13 protein-coding genes are annotated in these 15524 nt (G+C 47.0%); 4 read left to right on the forward strand and 9 right to left on the reverse strand.

What is annotated here, in order from left to right; genetic code table 11:
* Nucleotides 1–11: 11 nt before the first annotated feature.
* The 7 genes from GJ746_RS20885 to GJ746_RS20915 all read right to left on the reverse strand — a co-directional run bounded on the left by GJ746_RS20885 (nucleotide 12) and on the right by GJ746_RS20915 (nucleotide 8874).
* The gene (locus GJ746_RS20885) at nucleotides 12–746 is read right to left on the reverse strand and encodes a hypothetical protein (RefSeq protein WP_154681905.1); all 735 of its coding nucleotides are present in this window, start codon (nucleotides 744–746) and stop codon (nucleotides 12–14) included.
* Between the two features lie 103 nt (nucleotides 747–849).
* Nucleotides 850–1404 (reverse strand): hypothetical protein, encoded by a 555-nt coding sequence (locus tag GJ746_RS20890; protein ID WP_154681906.1) that lies wholly within the window; start codon nucleotides 1402–1404, stop codon nucleotides 850–852.
* A gap of 729 nt (nucleotides 1405–2133) precedes the next feature.
* The gene (gene qseC / locus GJ746_RS20895; protein ID WP_154681907.1) at nucleotides 2134–3507 is read right to left on the reverse strand and encodes a quorum sensing histidine kinase QseC; all 1374 of its coding nucleotides are present in this window, start codon (nucleotides 3505–3507) and stop codon (nucleotides 2134–2136) included.
* Nucleotides 3500–4165 (reverse strand): response regulator, encoded by a 666-nt coding sequence (locus tag GJ746_RS20900; protein WP_154681908.1) that lies wholly within the window; start codon nucleotides 4163–4165, stop codon nucleotides 3500–3502. The genes qseC and GJ746_RS20900 overlap by 8 nt, the downstream gene beginning before the upstream one ends.
* Before the next feature lie 232 nt (nucleotides 4166–4397).
* The gene (locus GJ746_RS20905) at nucleotides 4398–7223 is read right to left on the reverse strand and encodes an autotransporter domain-containing protein (protein ID WP_154681909.1); all 2826 of its coding nucleotides are present in this window, start codon (nucleotides 7221–7223) and stop codon (nucleotides 4398–4400) included.
* A 393-nt stretch (nucleotides 7224–7616) separates the two neighbouring features.
* A complete protein-coding gene (locus GJ746_RS20910) occupies nucleotides 7617–8081 on the reverse strand; it encodes a hypothetical protein (protein ID WP_154681910.1) in 465 nt (154 codons plus the stop codon).
* A gap of 319 nt (nucleotides 8082–8400) precedes the next feature.
* Entirely contained in the window at nucleotides 8401–8874 is a 474-nt protein-coding gene (locus GJ746_RS20915) for a winged helix-turn-helix domain-containing protein (RefSeq protein ID WP_195908761.1), read from the reverse strand.
* A 545-nt stretch (nucleotides 8875–9419) separates the two neighbouring features.
* On the opposite strand from GJ746_RS20915, the gene GJ746_RS20920 reads away from it, so the two are divergent.
* The 3 genes from GJ746_RS20920 to GJ746_RS20930 all read left to right on the forward strand — a co-directional run bounded on the left by GJ746_RS20920 (nucleotide 9420) and on the right by GJ746_RS20930 (nucleotide 11301).
* Nucleotides 9420–9854, forward strand: a complete 435-nt coding sequence (locus tag GJ746_RS20920) for a winged helix-turn-helix domain-containing protein (RefSeq protein WP_195908762.1) — start codon at nucleotides 9420–9422, stop codon at nucleotides 9852–9854.
* 336 nt (nucleotides 9855–10190) lie between these two features.
* The gene (locus GJ746_RS20925; RefSeq protein ID WP_154681913.1) at nucleotides 10191–10580 is read left to right on the forward strand and encodes a LuxR C-terminal-related transcriptional regulator; all 390 of its coding nucleotides are present in this window, start codon (nucleotides 10191–10193) and stop codon (nucleotides 10578–10580) included.
* A gap of 169 nt (nucleotides 10581–10749) precedes the next feature.
* Nucleotides 10750–11301 carry a hypothetical protein gene (locus tag GJ746_RS20930; RefSeq protein WP_154681914.1) on the forward strand — a complete coding sequence of 184 codons (552 nt, stop codon included), beginning with the start codon at nucleotides 10750–10752 and terminating at the stop codon, nucleotides 11299–11301.
* Nucleotides 11302–11389: 88 nt separating this feature from the next.
* Here the strand turns inward: GJ746_RS20930 and GJ746_RS20935 are convergent, their stop codons facing one another.
* Both GJ746_RS20935 and uxuA read right to left on the reverse strand, forming a co-directional pair.
* Nucleotides 11390–12121, reverse strand: a complete 732-nt coding sequence (locus GJ746_RS20935) for an arginine ABC transporter substrate-binding protein (protein WP_154681915.1) — start codon at nucleotides 12119–12121, stop codon at nucleotides 11390–11392.
* A gap of 457 nt (nucleotides 12122–12578) precedes the next feature.
* Nucleotides 12579–13646: a mannonate dehydratase gene (uxuA, locus tag GJ746_RS20940; RefSeq protein WP_154681916.1), complete on the reverse strand. Its 1068-nt coding sequence runs from the start codon at nucleotides 13644–13646 to the stop codon at nucleotides 12579–12581.
* Between the two features lie 454 nt (nucleotides 13647–14100).
* Between uxuA and uxaC the strand changes: the two genes are divergently transcribed.
* Nucleotides 14101–15516, forward strand: a complete 1416-nt coding sequence (uxaC, locus tag GJ746_RS20945; protein ID WP_154681917.1) for a glucuronate isomerase — start codon at nucleotides 14101–14103, stop codon at nucleotides 15514–15516.
* Nucleotides 15517–15524: the final 8 nt, after the last annotated feature.

Raw genomic sequence — 15524 nt, forward strand, 5'->3', positions numbered from 1 at the left:
TCCTTTAATTGTTATTGAGATATACGCAGAGATGCCTGCTCTTTCAGAACCAGATTTCGCTCCAGAGAGCTTTTATTCAGCTGCGACGCATAGTCGCGATATAATTTCTGCGCTTTCTGCGGCTGGTTTATTACGTACTGGTAATAGCCGCCGACAAAAAATACCGCCTGAGTGACGGCATCCGCCTTTTCCTCTGCCTGGCTGAAAGCAATACTATCGATTAGCTGAAACACGGACTTTTCATCACCTTTCCCGCTGTAAATATCAGCAATGGCCGACTCATATGCCGAAAACCACTTATAATTAGCGGCTTTATCAGTCAGTGTTTTTTGCAGTGCTGTTGTTCCTCCTTGCCATGTCCTGGCGGTTAACCATAAATCCCAGAGCAGGCCGTAGTCCCGCTCGCGCCCGTTACCGTTTTGTCGCAATAAAGTGAAGGCCCGCCGGGCCTCGTCGTAGCGCTCCAGCGCCGCCAGGTTAACTGCCGAAGGTAGAAGGATCATCCCCGCCAGCATGCCGTTATTCAGGGCATCATATTTCTGCCGGGCTTCACGGTGATGGCCCGCCAGGTCGTCATTAATCGCCTGCTGGAAGGTCGCCATCGGCGTTTTTTCGACAGAAGAAAGAGAATGAGATGAATTCAGCGAAATATTTTCTGCAGACGCAAAAATAGTGTTGCTGAATAAAAATAGAAACAGAAGACTCAGCATTTTTCTTGCCGAGCGAATATAGGTTAACCTGGACATAATTTATTCCATCCGTGAATGCGCCGTCACATATACGTCAGCGACTTCTCTTTTAATCATTAAAAGAACGAAAGATCACCTGCTTTAATGACTGATGTAATAATCAGACCGGGACTTTCATTCTCAGCATATCCTGACACACAAAAATGCCCTGAGAGTTACAGTTGAGTAGCCCGTATTTTTGAAAAACGTTGCGTTTAATGCGGTAAATAATCCTCATCGATACGCTGAAGTCTACAACCTGTGGTTGAGATGAATAATCAGCGCTAAGGTGATTAAATATGCTAAGAACCCGTTTTGATACCGTCCCGCGCTTGACGGGAATCTTCCTGGCAATATCCATAAAACGACGGAATTCCAGTGAAGATATCGTTTTTGATATCAGACAAGGGAACTCAATCATCCCGCTGCTGTTAATGGGTATATCCAGCATGATCACCACCCGACAAAATGGCATGATCGATCTCTGCAGAATTTTCTTTCTGCTCAGATGATGGTTTACGGCCACCACAACGATATCACCCGCAACAGGCTCGAACGCTCTCAGACTTTCCTTTTCATTGAGGTTAATAAACACAGAAGCAGCGGCTTCGTTATCTGTCGCAGCGGAGAGCCCATAAAGAAAAAAAGTATCATCGGAAATAAAGTAGCTTTTCATGTAAAACGTCCTTTTCGATGAACATCCATTTGTCGGCCAGTTCCACATAGCCGTATTTAAAGATTCATTTTTCTGCGCGTCTTTGCTCCGGTCATTTATTAGATGAATACATTTTAAGCATCGCACAACCCAAAATAACAATTGATTTCACCGCAACACAAAGCAAAATCAATCGTCAAAAACTATCAATAAAGAAAAATGCGTTTCAGCGGAAGGATTTTTTTATTAGTATTTTCATGGTATTACAAAAAAAACATATCAGGTTTAACCATAAGATAATGATATATATACGATAATAAAAAATATTATTGATAAATTTTTTAAAAACAATGAGATAAAAACAACAGGGTCTTCTGGAGCCAGCTGATGGCGAAAGCCTGCAAATAAAAATTCAGAGCCGGTACCTTATTAGAGGAAAAGTCTTAAAACATAATAATTGCGCTTAAAAATAAAATAGCCAATTCATCAAGCAGTTAAGGATAGAAACTCTAATAATTGTTTTTTTATTGTTAAATAAAGGGCCTTTTTTTCAAAGAAAAGGCCCGGTTCATTAAGAAAAATCCCCTGTCAAATTTTCGCGCTGGCTAACGCATTCGTAGTAAAACGCCGTTTTCAGATGCCATAAGCTAGCTTTTTTCATTGCGCTAAATGGTCTCTACCGCGTTGGCCTGAAGGTTGGTTATGCAGAAAAAAGCTCAATTCCGCTTCTGTTTTACTCAATCTCACACTTCATGACGGCAAAAAATTGACCGCCACTTCAAAACCGCCGGTTGGGCGATTCTGCCAGCTCACCTCAAATTCATGCAGACGCGCAATCCGTTTGACGATGGATAACCCCAGACCGCTGCCGTTCTCGCTGGCGCCGGGCGGGCGGAAAAAGCGCTCGCCCAGGCGTTCCAGATGGCTGGGCATCACGCCTGGCCCGTTATCGACGACCCGCAGGCGATGATGCTGAAGAACTATCGCCACCTCGCCACCGGCCTGGGTATAGCGCAGGGCGTTATTCACCAGGTTACTGAGCAGCATCTTCAACAGCAGCGGATTGCCCTGGATCACCGCCGGAGGCACGCTGGTTTCAAGAGTCAACGCCACCTTTTTTTGCTCCGCCAGCGGAGTTAGCTCCCCTATCACCTCACTCGCCAGCCGACACCAGTCAATATGACTTAAATCGGCCATCAGCACGGTGTGACCGTCAAGACGGGAAAGGGCGAGCAGCTGGTCCACCAGCCGGGTGGTCCGGTCAATACCTATAATAAGGTTATTAAGCGCATGACGAGGGGTTTTGCCATTCTCTTCCGCCAGCAATGCCACTTCACTCTGAATACGCAGCGCGGTAAGCGGGCTCCGCAGTTCATGGGCGGCATCGGCGGTAAACTGGCGCTCACGCTCGAACATGCCGCTGACGCGGACAAACAGCTCGTTAAGCGCAATGACCAGCGGACGGGCTTCCCTGGGAACACGTTTTACTTCCAGCGCCCGGCTGTCATCCGGGCTGCGGCGCGCCAGCTGCTGTGCGGTATGTTTCAGCGAGTAGAGTTCGCGGCGTACTATCCAGGCGGTTAATCCCAGCATCAACGGCAGGCCAATAACCCACGGCCAAAGCTGGCGGAAGACAATTTCGCTGACCACATCGGAACGGTACTCTTTTTCCTGCCCGACCGCGATGGTATAGGCTTTATCCGGCGTTGAGATATAGAGAATGCGCCACATCTCGTCGTCATCGCCCTCGAGAGGTTTATCGATAAACCCCATTAAACCGGTGTAGCCAAACTCATGGCCGTGATCGTTGTCGCTTAACAGCAGCGCGCCGTGGCGGTCAAAAATCGCAAAACCCAGCGCATCGTCATCCTGCAGGCCGGTGTCTCCCATTCCCACCAGATTGCGCGTTTTAGGTAGAGAGACAGAGGTGCTGTCATCGACCGCCAGCTCGCTCAGATTGGCGGTGGCCAGACGTTTGGCGAACAGCATCTGCTGGGTATCAAAAACTTCGTCGATAACCTGCCGGGTCTGCCACCAGGCCAGGCTGCTGGCCGCCCCCCAGACCAGCAGGGCAATAGCTGAAATATAGATAAGCAGTCGGGTGCGTAAACTGAGATCATTCATCTTCGGCTCCCAGATAGTAGCCAAGACCACGCTCGGTTCGAATAAAATCATTACCCAGCTTGCGCCGCAAATGATGAATATGCACCTCAATGGCGTTACTGCCGAGTTCGTTATTCCAGCTGTAAAGTTTCTCTTCAAGTATCGCCCGGGACATAATGCGCTGCTTATTTAGCAACAGCTGTTCCAGCAGCGCCTGCTCGCGGACGGTCAGGGTAATGGGTTGGCCGCTGCGGGTCACGCTGCGCGTATCGGTATCGAACACCACATCACGATGTCTGAGCTGCGTAGAGTAGTGGGCATGGCTACGGCGAATCAGCGCATTAAGGCGGGCGACCAGTTCACCAAGCGCGAAGGGTTTACCCATATAATCATCCGCGCCGCCGTTTAACCCCTCAATTCTTTGGTGCAGCGCGTCTCGCGCCGTGAGGATCAATACCGGAACCCGGCACTGCTGCTGACGCCACCAGCTCAGAACATCCATACCGTCAATGCCGGGCAGGCCGAGGTCGAGAATAACGGCGTCAAAAGGCGCCATCAGCAGCGCCTGTCTTCCCGGCTCGCTGTGGGTAAACCAGTCAACGCAAAAGCCGCACTGTTCAAGCCCATTCTTAATGCCGTCGCCTATCAGGCTATCGTCTTCCAGTAACAGTATTCTCATTCCTTTATTATCCGTGGTAATTATGGGTGAGCGAAAAAATATGCGCAGCTCACCTGTCTTATAGTTTCCCTGAAATATTTAGGTGGAGGGATAAACGTCATTGAGCATATAGAAAAAACTGAAGTTTCGCTGCAATAATAATCTGATTAATGCGAACGATCGGGAAATATATTGATTTTGAGCGGCTCAAAAAAAATATAACGGCTCCGCAGAGCCGTTAATTCGGTCGATTTTAGAATTGATAATTAAGACGGAACAGCAATCCTTTATCGCTCTGACTCTCTTCCTGCCAGTGCCAGGCGTTCAAGCCAAGTGAAGTATTGCCCGTTACCCAGCGGGCGCCAACCTGGGCGTTGCTGGTGATTTTTTCCCGCCGGGCGCTCGCGTTTTTAAAACGCACGCCGGGGGCGCTGTTCAGGCGGGCATATCCCGTTTGCTCCTGATAATAAATAGTCGGTCCGGCTTCTACGCTGGCATTAAGATGCAGACCATTTTCATCCTGCCAGCCCAGGCGCACGCCAGCCAGAATATCGACCGCCGTTTTATCGCGGCCATCAAGATTCAGGTTCCACTCGCCGGCCCGCTGCTCCTGCACCGCGTCAGCGTGATGCCAGCGCATTTTCGCTCCGGCATAAGGCTCCAGCGTCAGTTCCTTACTCAGTTCGAGATTTTTGCCCAGCGTTGAGGTGAAGCTGAGCTCCTGCTGTTCACTATGAGCGGTCGCCTGACGGTTAACACCTTGATAACGAATATGCCGCGAAGTATCCAGCTGATGGATGCTGGCATCGAGCTGGTTTTTCCACAGCCATTCGCCCAGGGAATATTGATGCCCCAGCCCAAAGAACTGGCTATAGCCATTATCAACGCCATCAGCACCTTTATTCGTTCCCCCTTCAATACGCGCCAGGCCGTAGCGTAGCGTGAACTGCTGCCCGTCGAGACTGAAGTCCTGGGTCAGGGCCACCATATCGTAGCGGCCATTCTCCCCCAGTTCGGCCTGCGGGTTATGTTTGTCAATGATATTGAAGCCCAGCCCCGCGGTCGTTTTCAGGGTGTTGTCCGCCATCCGTTCAAAACGGTTGGTCAGGGTTCTGGCCTGGCGCAGCGCCAGCCCAATATCGCGGCCTGAGATCTGAGAAATGGCCTGACTCAGCCCCTGAACGGAAGATTGGTTAAGGCTACCGTACAGCGCGCTGGCGTGGTAACCCTCCTCCAGCGCCTTTGCCGCCGCCTGCAGGTCGGCGTTACTGACCAGCTCGTCATAGCGATTTTTGCTCATCACCACATCGACATTTCCCTGGCTATCCTTTATTCCCTTCGCCTGCCAGACAACGCTGGTTGACTGAATATTGCCGGAGCCGTTGAGATTATTGCCGACAAAAACATCATCAAGCCTGACCGACGTCGCGCTGGTTTGCTGCGTAAAGGCGGTATCGACCTGTACATCCGCGAGATTAAGGTTTTGCCCATAGAGCGCCCCGGCCTGGGCTATGTTCTGCGTCCCAATGGTGTAATTGCCGACCGTATACTGCCGGGTGGCATCACTACCGTTAACGTAAATTTTTCCGCTGTTCACGATGCGGTCATTGCTGGTTGTCGTCGTAAACGGCGCGGCGCCGCTGGCGTTAATGTGAATAACCCCCTGACTGTCGTTGATGAGCGTACTGTTACCCGTACCGCGCAGCGCGGTTAAGCTGCCGCTGGCCGCGCCGTTGTCGGCGGTAAGCGTGATGGTTCCACGGTTGATAGCACTCGCCCCGCGAGCGGCGGTAAGCGCGCTGCCGCTATTATTCACCGTGATCTGCCCGGTGTTAACGACCGTTGCGCCCGCCCCCTCCGCATACATGCCGGTTCCCCCAGCGGAAACGTTCATCGTGCCGCTGTTAATAGCGCTTAAGCCGCCGGTACTATATTCATTCTCAATACGGATACCGGTCGCCCCGGAACCGCTAACCGTCATACCGCCTCTCTGCAGTACACTGCCTCCGGTACTGGCTTCAGCATCAATACCCGTCGCATTCGCGCCGACCGCAAAATTCTGGCTATCCTGAATAACCTGGAAATTATTACCATCGATATCGAAGGCGCTGGCGATAACGTCATCGTCGCGCCAGGTACCGCTCAGCGAAGAGACGTTAATCCGGGCGCTTTCGGCAATGGTGAGTTTGCTCTGCTGGCCATCCAGCTTGATACCCGTACTGTCCCAGCCGGAAACGGTGAGCGAACCTTTTACCGACACCGTCGCATTCGCTCCTTCAATATCGATAGCGTCAGCACCGCTTTGGACATTCACTTTGCTGCTGGCGGCTAAGTCGAGCGTACTGCCCGCACCGTTGAGCTCAATAATACTGGCATCGCTACTGGCAGACAGATTACCGGCAATGTTAATCTGCGCCTGGCTACCGGTGATGCTTAAAGCGGTGGCATCATTTTGCGCGGTCGTGGTAACCCCTGCTGGCTGATTCAGCGTTATTCCCTGGCCCGTAATTCGGGCGGTGTATTGATTGTTTCCGCTGGCCAGGCTGTTTGCATCAACCGCCAGAGTGCCGTTGCTTTGATTAAAAGTGAAAGGCGTGACGTTGCTTGCCGCACTATTTAAATGTGCGCTAAATCTATCCTGAGTGGAATTACCCGTATTGCTTCCGCTATTGCCGGTGTTGCCGGTATTACCTGGATTGTCGGTGTTACCTGTTCCGCCCGTATTATTCAAATTATTCCAGCGGTCGATAACGTCCTGCGGCGTATTGGTCGGCCAGTTACCGTAGCGATGATAATATTCGATGTAATCATCATAATCGTCGAAATCATCATCGTCGTCATCGCCATCGCCACCGCCGCCCGCAGCAACGGCAATACCCAACGCCGCAAGCGTGGCGCCACCGCCAACCCACCACCATAGTGAACTTGATTCGTCATCAGCACGGCAGTTTTCAGGCAAACTGGCGCGCTGTTCGGCGGAGAGTTTATCGATATTTGATGGGCAGCTGGCCGCCTGGCTACTGATTGACGTTGCCCCCAAAGATAATGAGATCATGCAGGAGAGAAGTTTCTTATTCATAATTTTCCTTAATCTTTATTCTTAAAACTTCCAGCGCAACCACGGCAGCTCCTGGAAAAGCATGAATTGAATCCTCTGCACCTTAAGGGAAACTTAAGGCAGATATTTTCTGTCCGGGGCTTTCAGAAAAAGCCGAAGAGAATTGAATAGACATCTTCTGGCGAGAGAAACCGATGTAAAAAAATAGCGACCAGATGTTGAGGTAGACACATGAATGGCGAATATGAATATTGAATACTTCCAGACGTAAATATACCGCCATCTGAGCTTCTCCTGATGGTTCTCGTCTGTAACAATATTGCCTGCTGATTATCCATTCATCAGGCAATGTTCGGAGGGCCCTTAAGCTTTAGTCAAGATACATACCGCCTCCTTGTCGATACTTTTTTATAACTATACTTTTTTACAATACAGAATCGGTATGCCATGTTGTTTTATGAGATAGTCACCGCCGTTTTGCAATTGAAACTCATATACATATTCCACATCGCGGCTACTAAATACCATAGGTAAAAGATGCTGTAATTTATTATCAATCTCACCATCAGAAATAGATGAATGCTGCTGGCTCACCTTAATATACATCAGCTTCCCATAGGACTCATAGTTAAACACCGTGGCAATTTTAATATATTCCAGCGCATTATTTTCCTCCTGAAATCTGCCGGCGATAGTTAAAATCCCTCGCCCTTTTTCAAAATTCACCCCGACATTAGCTATAAGCGTACTTGCGTCAATATGACTCTCAAACTCACCCCGGCATTTAACGTCCAGTTTATTATAGTGCTCAACGGTCAAAAATAATGTCACCAGGGATAGCGTCATAAATATACCTGAAAAAATCAGCAAACGTCTCATAGCTCACCCCTTATATATGATGAAGTGCAATTCCTGGCCGTTCCTTTCGACCTGTTGCACGCAATCACGAAAAAACTTACCGGCTTTGATACGATGCTAATATACCTGAGCGGGTGCAGTTCACAGTCAGAAATAATCTCCTGATGTTTCTTCAGGAAAATATCAATTTCAGTTTTATAAATACTCACCGGCTGGCGTAAGTATAAATTACAATTATCTATTTGCTGATAATGCGTGTAGTCAAGAGTAAAATCATCCTGCTTGAATAAAAAATATTTATACCCTGCCATCAACAGCGACAGCGTGCCAATCGTCATTATTAATGAAAGTATGTATATGGTTTTATGCTCAGATGCGACAAAAACCGTTTTCGCCACTCCTGCATGCCATCGGGTAATGGCGTAACACTCTCCGTTGGAGAGTATTCATTACCCGGCTTAGTTTCCTCCTCTCCGACGTTGACCCGCATGTTTTCATTAAATACAAAACCTTTGCGGGGAACCGTAATAATGAAGTCCTCACTACTATCCGAGACCACCTTAAGCGCCTTACGTACTAACAATATGGTCTGGTAGAGCGTGTTTGGCGATGTTTCAATCACGCTATTATTCCATGCGCTTTCGTACAGTAACTGATGACTGACGATTGTTCCTGGCTCTTCAAGCAGAATTTCCAGACAACGGGAACTGGGCCGCCCCAGGATCTGTTTTTTCTCAGCATGCTTCGTGTTCATTAGCAGATTTTTTTCAGGATAAAAAGCGATCAACTCATTTATCAGAATTACCTTGCTCATGTGTCCCTCTTCACTCTGGTCAATATTAAAAATGATAGCGCGCCCCATAGTGAAGCACGCTGTCGGTTGCTTAAATCAATCTTATACCCTCAACAGAGGAAGATCAAAAAACCAGTAAAATCATAAACATAATAAAATAAGATATGAATTTACGTCTTATGTTCTTAAATGATCTGTTGATCCCTTCCCAATCAGAATGATACTGGTAATCTTACTCCCCACAAAGACAAACGCATGTTGAAAATCGAGGTTAATAAAACTTTATTCTAAAAAAAGATGAAAATAGAATTTTACCACTTCATTGTTTTTATAAATAAAAACAACGAACTTTGCCCGACGAACTCATCTAAAACGGCAAAAAAAATCCAATTTAACTTTATAAAATGGCATTAAAATCTGTTTAGAAATCAAAAAACAAACATAAACGCTTCATATATAGCTATTATTGATTATGTGTTTCATGTGAAGGTATTATTCATACTTTTACAAGGATGCGATTATATAGAATTATCTCAATCAACCATTCATGGATGCAGAGGTTAATCATGAAGATATTTGGTTACCTTCTCGGCAACGAGACTGATGGTGTTTTATTTTTTAAGGAAAAGCATCTGCTATTACCGCTCAATGCCCGGTATGGCCCCGTTCGCTTAAGAAGTACCATGTCGCGATTGCTTTTATTTCTGCTAGAAAAAGGAAACATAGGTTTAATTCGTGATGAACACATTATGAAAAACGTTTGGGAAATCCATGGATTGAAAGCTTCCGGCCCTCGTTTATGGCAAGTCGTCAACGACCTTAAAAACAAGCTTGCGAAAGTTGGCGTTGATAATAATTTCATTATGCGCGTAGAAGGCCGCGGCTACCTTATCAACAACTTGTATGTGGAATCAATCTATATAAGAGCAGCCTGGGTGATGTTAGACAATTTTATGCTTGAGAGTCAAAACATCACCTCCTTTAAGTTAGTTAAAGAATAGATTTTTAGTTTACCCGCTTCCACAGGGAATAGAGTTTCATAAAGGAAATGGCATTCATCACTCGCCCTTGCGTAGTCACCATTAGTTAAGACGCCACATTATTATAACGTTGATATTATTATGTCAAATTTAATGCAGTGATGCATATCATTCATTTTTTACTTATCGAAAAAATGTAGGAGATTTTATGCTTATATATTCATCTGACCAGTATTTTTCTCTTGCAATGAATGAGATACTGAGTGAATTTCAAAATCGAAAAACCAAGGAGCTCATTCTTATCGACTCCGGGAAAAAGATTTATACATTTTTGAGGTCAAGACACTTTCTGGCATATTGCATCAGGACTCTTTTTCTGCTCTTATCAATAGCCAGTATATGGTTTTTCCGCGAAATGTCGCTATTGCTCAACTGCGTAATTATATCGCGGCGGGTGTAGTTTCTTTAAATAAGCGTGATAAGAAAATGGATATGACCCGTATGGAGGAGTCCGTTTTGCGCGCGCTTTATGCCGGGTTAAGCATGAGTGATATTGCAGAACACTATGGCATGAGTTCAAAAAGGGTCAGCTCACTCAAAAGAGGCGCGTTGACCAAAATGGGAATCGATAATATTTCGTTATTCTTTTCCCTCTTGCGCTGTTGGGAGTTTTTCTGGCCGTTTATTTCATGCTTTTATCCATCAACCGCAAAGTATGCTGAAAAAATGATGATCCCTGCACACTGATTTTTATTGAGAATAATATTAAACGGACATTGAAGTTTATCCGGTGTCTGGCTATGGCCAGGTTTACCTTTGGGCAATCAGGCCCCAAATATCAATGGATGGATATTAAATCTACCCAAAGAGAGTTCGTACATTTAATGTAATATAGTTGTTAACAAGGAGCTTCACCATGAAATATCGTATGTTACTGAGTGCCCTAGTTGTTTGTTGTACCCTCCCTCTGACCGCCTGTGATAGCAAAAATGAAGCCGCCACAGACAAAGCGAACAGAACGCAGATTGCTGACAGTAAAGCGTCAATTGTATTGCCTGAAGGCTACATTAAAATGCCTGACGAGATGCTGGCGCATAAGTATCCTGCGGCGAACAGGCCTAAAGAGGCGTGGTACGTTGAAAAGGAAGATGGCAAGGTATCCATAGCCTTCAACGTGACCCAAAATTCTATCAAGGAGTCTCAGCTCCCTGAATTAGCAGAAGTCATGAAGAATAATCTCGCGACCTTCTCTCCGGAAATTAGCTCCGTGACGATTAATGGCAATAAGATGCAGCGGATCAAAGTGACGACCCCGGATGCGGCAGACCCAAATGGCGGGATTTATAACGTGATGCAGTTCGCGTCCGTGGACGGTAAGTTGATGATTGCAACTTTCAACGCGACTGCCGACCTCAAAGACCAGTATAGCAATGCGGGTCTGGAATCTCTGTCATCGATTCAATACTAAGATGCTGCATGGGGCTGTTCAGCCAGCCCCAAACATTTCATCCTTTAAAACTCTGTCCGGCTCCATCCCTGACCATCGTCAGCAGCGATTATTTAATCCAGCGTTGTTTAATTTCGCTGTATTCAGGAGAAGCCATCACTTTCTCCAGCGCCTGGTTTATTTCTGCCAGCAGCGGATTCCCTTTACGCAGCGCAATACCCAGCCCTTTACCGTAGTATTCCGGGTCGGTGGCTCGCTCATCCATAATGACGAACTCAGGGTTTTCCTTTAGCCAGTTTTTCATCGCCGACACATCGCCGAACACGCCGTCCAGGCGACCGTTTCGCAGGTCGATTAACGCATTCTGATAGCTATCATAGGCTTGCGATTCAATCTCACGATGGCGATCCTGGAGGTAACGCTGATGAGACGTCCCGTTTTCCAGGCCAAGCTTCTTGCCTTTTAAATCAGCAAAGGTGTGGAAGGTATCTTTACGCACCACCGCCACCGCCGATAGTTCATTAAAGTATGGCGTCGAGAAATCCACCTGCTTTTCACGCAGCGGGGTGATGTCCATCCCGGCAATCGCCGCATCCATTTTCTTAAAGCGCAGTGCCGGAATCAGGCTATCAAAACTCTGGTTCGTGAAGGTACAGGTCGCCTGTAGCTCCTTACACACCGCTCTGGCGATATCGATATCAAAGCCGGCCACCTGGTTATTGCTATCGACAAACTCAAATGGCGGATAGGTCGCGCTGGTGCCAAAATTGATAACCCGTTCAGCCGCCAGCGTAGTGGCGGAAAATAAGCCTATCGCAAGAGCCAGATAAGCACTTTTCATATGTATTCTCCCTGTGATGCACTCACAACAACGCCTGGGCTCATTATTTATCTCAGGCGTCGAATCGAATTGATGACCCAACTAATTTTCGTCATTGATGTACCGTACAGGATAAACCTGCGAAACCGAGGAGACGACCCGTACGAGGAGAAAAATCATACATGAATTGACGTCGATCCTATAGAATCCTGACGCCTTCTTTTGGGGAAATTAATTAATCATATCCATGAGTTACATGAACTTCAGCAGCATGAAATATCACAAGAGAGGTTTTGAATCAGCCGTACAAGATAAGTATTTAAAAAGTAGAGGCTAAGATTTTGCTGGCATCCCATTAAGCACTATAAAAAACCATCTCCCAATAAAATAGGGTAAGAGTGTTCAGGATGTTTTTGCAGCGTAAAAATAAATATAAAGAATATTTCCCGGGGACATTCATCCCCGGTTTGCCAGACAACTATTTTTGCTTTTCCAGTGCTTCCCACAGACCCATCAGGTAAGTGACGCCTAAGGCGCGGTCGTACAGACCATATCCGGGACGCCCGGTTTCTCCCCAAATAAAGCGCCCATGGTCCGGACGAATATAGCCGTCAAAACCATTGTCATGCAGAGCCTGCATTATGCGGTACATATCCAGAGAACCATAGCAGGAAGGATGCGCCGACTCGTAAAAGTCTTTGTCTTTAATAAGCTTAATATTACGTACGTGCGCAAAGTGCAGACGTTTACGCCGGGTAAATTCAGCCAGAATTTCATAGACGTTGTTGTCAGGATCTTCAGCAATCGACCCTGTACAAAGCGTGATACCGTTTGCCGGTGAATCGACCGTATCGCAAATCAACGCCAGATCGGCATGATTTTTTACCACTCGCGGAAGGCCAAAAATAGAGTACGGCGGATCGTCCGGGTGAATAGCCATTTTGACGCCCACCTCTTCACATACCGGAACGACTTCACGTAAGAAATAGAACAGATTCTCCCGAAGCTTAGTGTCATCCACATCGCTATAGCGGGCGAACAGTTCCTGCACCTTCGCCAGACGCTCGGGTTCCCAGCCAGGCAAAGCGAAACCGTTAGCGTTCTCCAGTACCTCTTTAACCACCTCTTCCAGAGTTTTATCAATACCGTGCTTTTCAAAGGCCATGGTCAATGAGCCATCCGGCAGCACATAATTCATATCGGTTTTCATCCAGTCAAAGACTGGCATGAAATTATAACAAATGACTTTTACGCCAAATCCCGCCAGGTTGCGGATGGTTTGTTTGTAGTTGTCGATATAACGGTCGCGTTGCGGAGAACCAATTTTAATGTCATCGTGAATGTTTACGCTTTCGATAACTTCCATCTTCAGGCCAGCGGCGTGGGCCTGTTCAACCAGCGCCTTAATTTTTTCTACCGGCCATACTTCACCGGGGGCAACATCGTAAAGTGCCCCCACCACGCCTTCTACCCCGGGAACCTGTCGAATGTACTCCAGCGGGATTTTATCTTCCTGTGGCCCGAACCAGCGCATTGTCATCTGCATGTTAACTTCCGCCTTAATCTTCCTGAATTTATACCATACTAGTATTTTAAAGCATATTGAGTAATTTTTATTAGATCAATACTTATTTTAAAAATAGCTATCGCTTAGCTTCCGTCCATTTCAGCATCATTTAAAGAAGTAAACCTTCATTATAAATTGTTATTTATATGTGAAATAAAACAAACAGATAACGATGTTTCAATCCATTATTGCCACTATTTTTTCAATACCTGATAAATTAACTTGCTTCCCCATCAAGACTCCGAAAAACAATTTAGACCCAATAATATGATTTAAGTCACAAATTCTTTATTTGCACTTGTATGGTAGTAGACTAAAATTATGCAAGCGGTTTAATGTCGGCCCTTAAAAGCGCTATCGCAGACCAATCCCCACTTAAAATAGTTAGTGCTTTAGGCCAACAAAACCGCTTGCAGCATGCACTGGAGATTTTATGTCATTGATAAATGATAATTTTATGATCGGCAATCTGGCAGGTAAGAGGCTGTATCTTGAGATAGCAAGAGAGCAGCCTATTATCGACTACCATTGCCATCTTGATGCGAAGGCTATTTGGGAAAATAAGCCTTTCGCTGACATTACGCAGTTATGGCTGGAAGGCGATCATTATAAATGGCGCGCGATGCGGGCAAATGGTATTCCCGAGAGAAAAATTACCGGTCATGCCGCCGCAGAAGAAAAATTTGAAGCCTGGGCGCAAACCGTTGAGGCCAGCTTCGGTAATCCTCTCTATCACTGGACCCATCTGGAACTTAAATACTATTTTGACATTGATGACACGCTAAACAGCCACAACTGGCGTGAAATAATGACGCAGTGTAATGAGCAGTTACGCCGCAAAGAATTTTTACCTCAGGCGTTAATTTGCCGTTCAAATGTCGAGGCTCTGTGCACAACGGATGGGCCGCTGGATAATCTGGAATATCATCAGCTACTGGCGGCAAAGAGTGATTTCTCTCCGCTGGTTCTCCCCACTTTTCGTCCTGATGAACTCTTTGATACCGATCCGGAAAGATTCCTGACGTTTCTTTCCCGCCTTGCAGAGAAAACCCAAATCAGCATCGCTTCTCTGGAGCAATTTCTGGCCGCCCTGGAATCACGTATCGCGTTTTTCCACAGCGTAGGGTGTCGCATATCCGATCACGGTCCGCTGGAGATCGTTTACAACCATCTGGATGAAGGTTCCGTGGCCGCGCTGTTCCGGCGGCGTCTTAAGAGCGAAACCCTGACCAACGAGGAGCAGCAGGCGTGGGATACCGCGATTTTTATCGCACTCGCTAAAATGTACAAGCAGCGTGATTGGGCAATGCAGATTCACTTCGGCGCCATTCGCAACAATAACAAACCGATGTTCAATAAGGTGGGCATCAACTGCGGTTTTGACTCCGTTGGCGATCAAACGCTCCTTGCCGGCAACCTGAATGCGCTGCTCAACGCCATGACTGAGAACAATGGCCTGCCCAAAACCATTATTTATAACCTTAACGCCGGCTATAACGACGTGGTTGCCTCTGCCATCGCCAACTTCCAGAGCGGCGAAGATGGCGTGAAATCCCCGCTGCAGTTTGGCTCGGGCTGGTGGTTTAACGATACGCGCCGCGGCATGGTCAATCAGCTTAATACGTTAGCCGATCAGGGGTTACTGGCCAACTTTGTCGGCATGCTCACCGATTCCCGCAGCTTCGTTTCCTATACCCGACACGATTACTTCCGCCGGATCCTCTGCGATCTGATTGGGGAATGGGTGGAAAGAGGCGAAGTTCCTGACGATAAAAATATTCTTACCTCAATGATTCGTGGTATTTGCGTAGAAAACGCACGCCGCTATTTCCGTTTTTCTCAAGCCTGATACAGGTA

Origin of the sequence: Klebsiella oxytoca (assembly GCF_009707385.1) — a bacterium.
Classification (GTDB): domain Bacteria; phylum Pseudomonadota; class Gammaproteobacteria; order Enterobacterales; family Enterobacteriaceae; genus Klebsiella; species Klebsiella oxytoca_C.

Coding starts and splice junctions, on each gene's coding strand:
- GJ746_RS20885 (WP_154681905.1), bottom strand. CDS start 746: ATGTCCAGGTTAACCTATATTCGCTCGGCAAGAAAAATGCTGAGTCTT.
- GJ746_RS20890 (WP_154681906.1), bottom strand. CDS start 1,404: ATGAAAAGCTACTTTATTTCCGATGATACTTTTTTTCTTTATGGGCTC.
- qseC (WP_154681907.1), bottom strand. CDS start 3,507: ATGAATGATCTCAGTTTACGCACCCGACTGCTTATCTATATTTCAGCT.
- GJ746_RS20900 (WP_154681908.1), bottom strand. CDS start 4,165: ATGAGAATACTGTTACTGGAAGACGATAGCCTGATAGGCGACGGCATT.
- GJ746_RS20905 (WP_154681909.1), bottom strand. CDS start 7,223: ATGAATAAGAAACTTCTCTCCTGCATGATCTCATTATCTTTGGGGGCA.
- GJ746_RS20910 (WP_154681910.1), bottom strand. CDS start 8,081: ATGAGACGTTTGCTGATTTTTTCAGGTATATTTATGACGCTATCCCTG.
- GJ746_RS20915 (WP_195908761.1), bottom strand. CDS start 8,874: ATGAGCAAGGTAATTCTGATAAATGAGTTGATCGCTTTTTATCCTGAA.
- GJ746_RS20920 (WP_195908762.1), top strand. CDS start 9,420: ATGAAGATATTTGGTTACCTTCTCGGCAACGAGACTGATGGTGTTTTA.
- GJ746_RS20930 (WP_154681914.1), top strand. CDS start 10,750: ATGAAATATCGTATGTTACTGAGTGCCCTAGTTGTTTGTTGTACCCTC.
- GJ746_RS20935 (WP_154681915.1), bottom strand. CDS start 12,121: ATGAAAAGTGCTTATCTGGCTCTTGCGATAGGCTTATTTTCCGCCACT.
- uxuA (WP_154681916.1), bottom strand. CDS start 13,646: ATGCAGATGACAATGCGCTGGTTCGGGCCACAGGAAGATAAAATCCCG.
- uxaC (WP_154681917.1), top strand. CDS start 14,101: ATGTCATTGATAAATGATAATTTTATGATCGGCAATCTGGCAGGTAAG.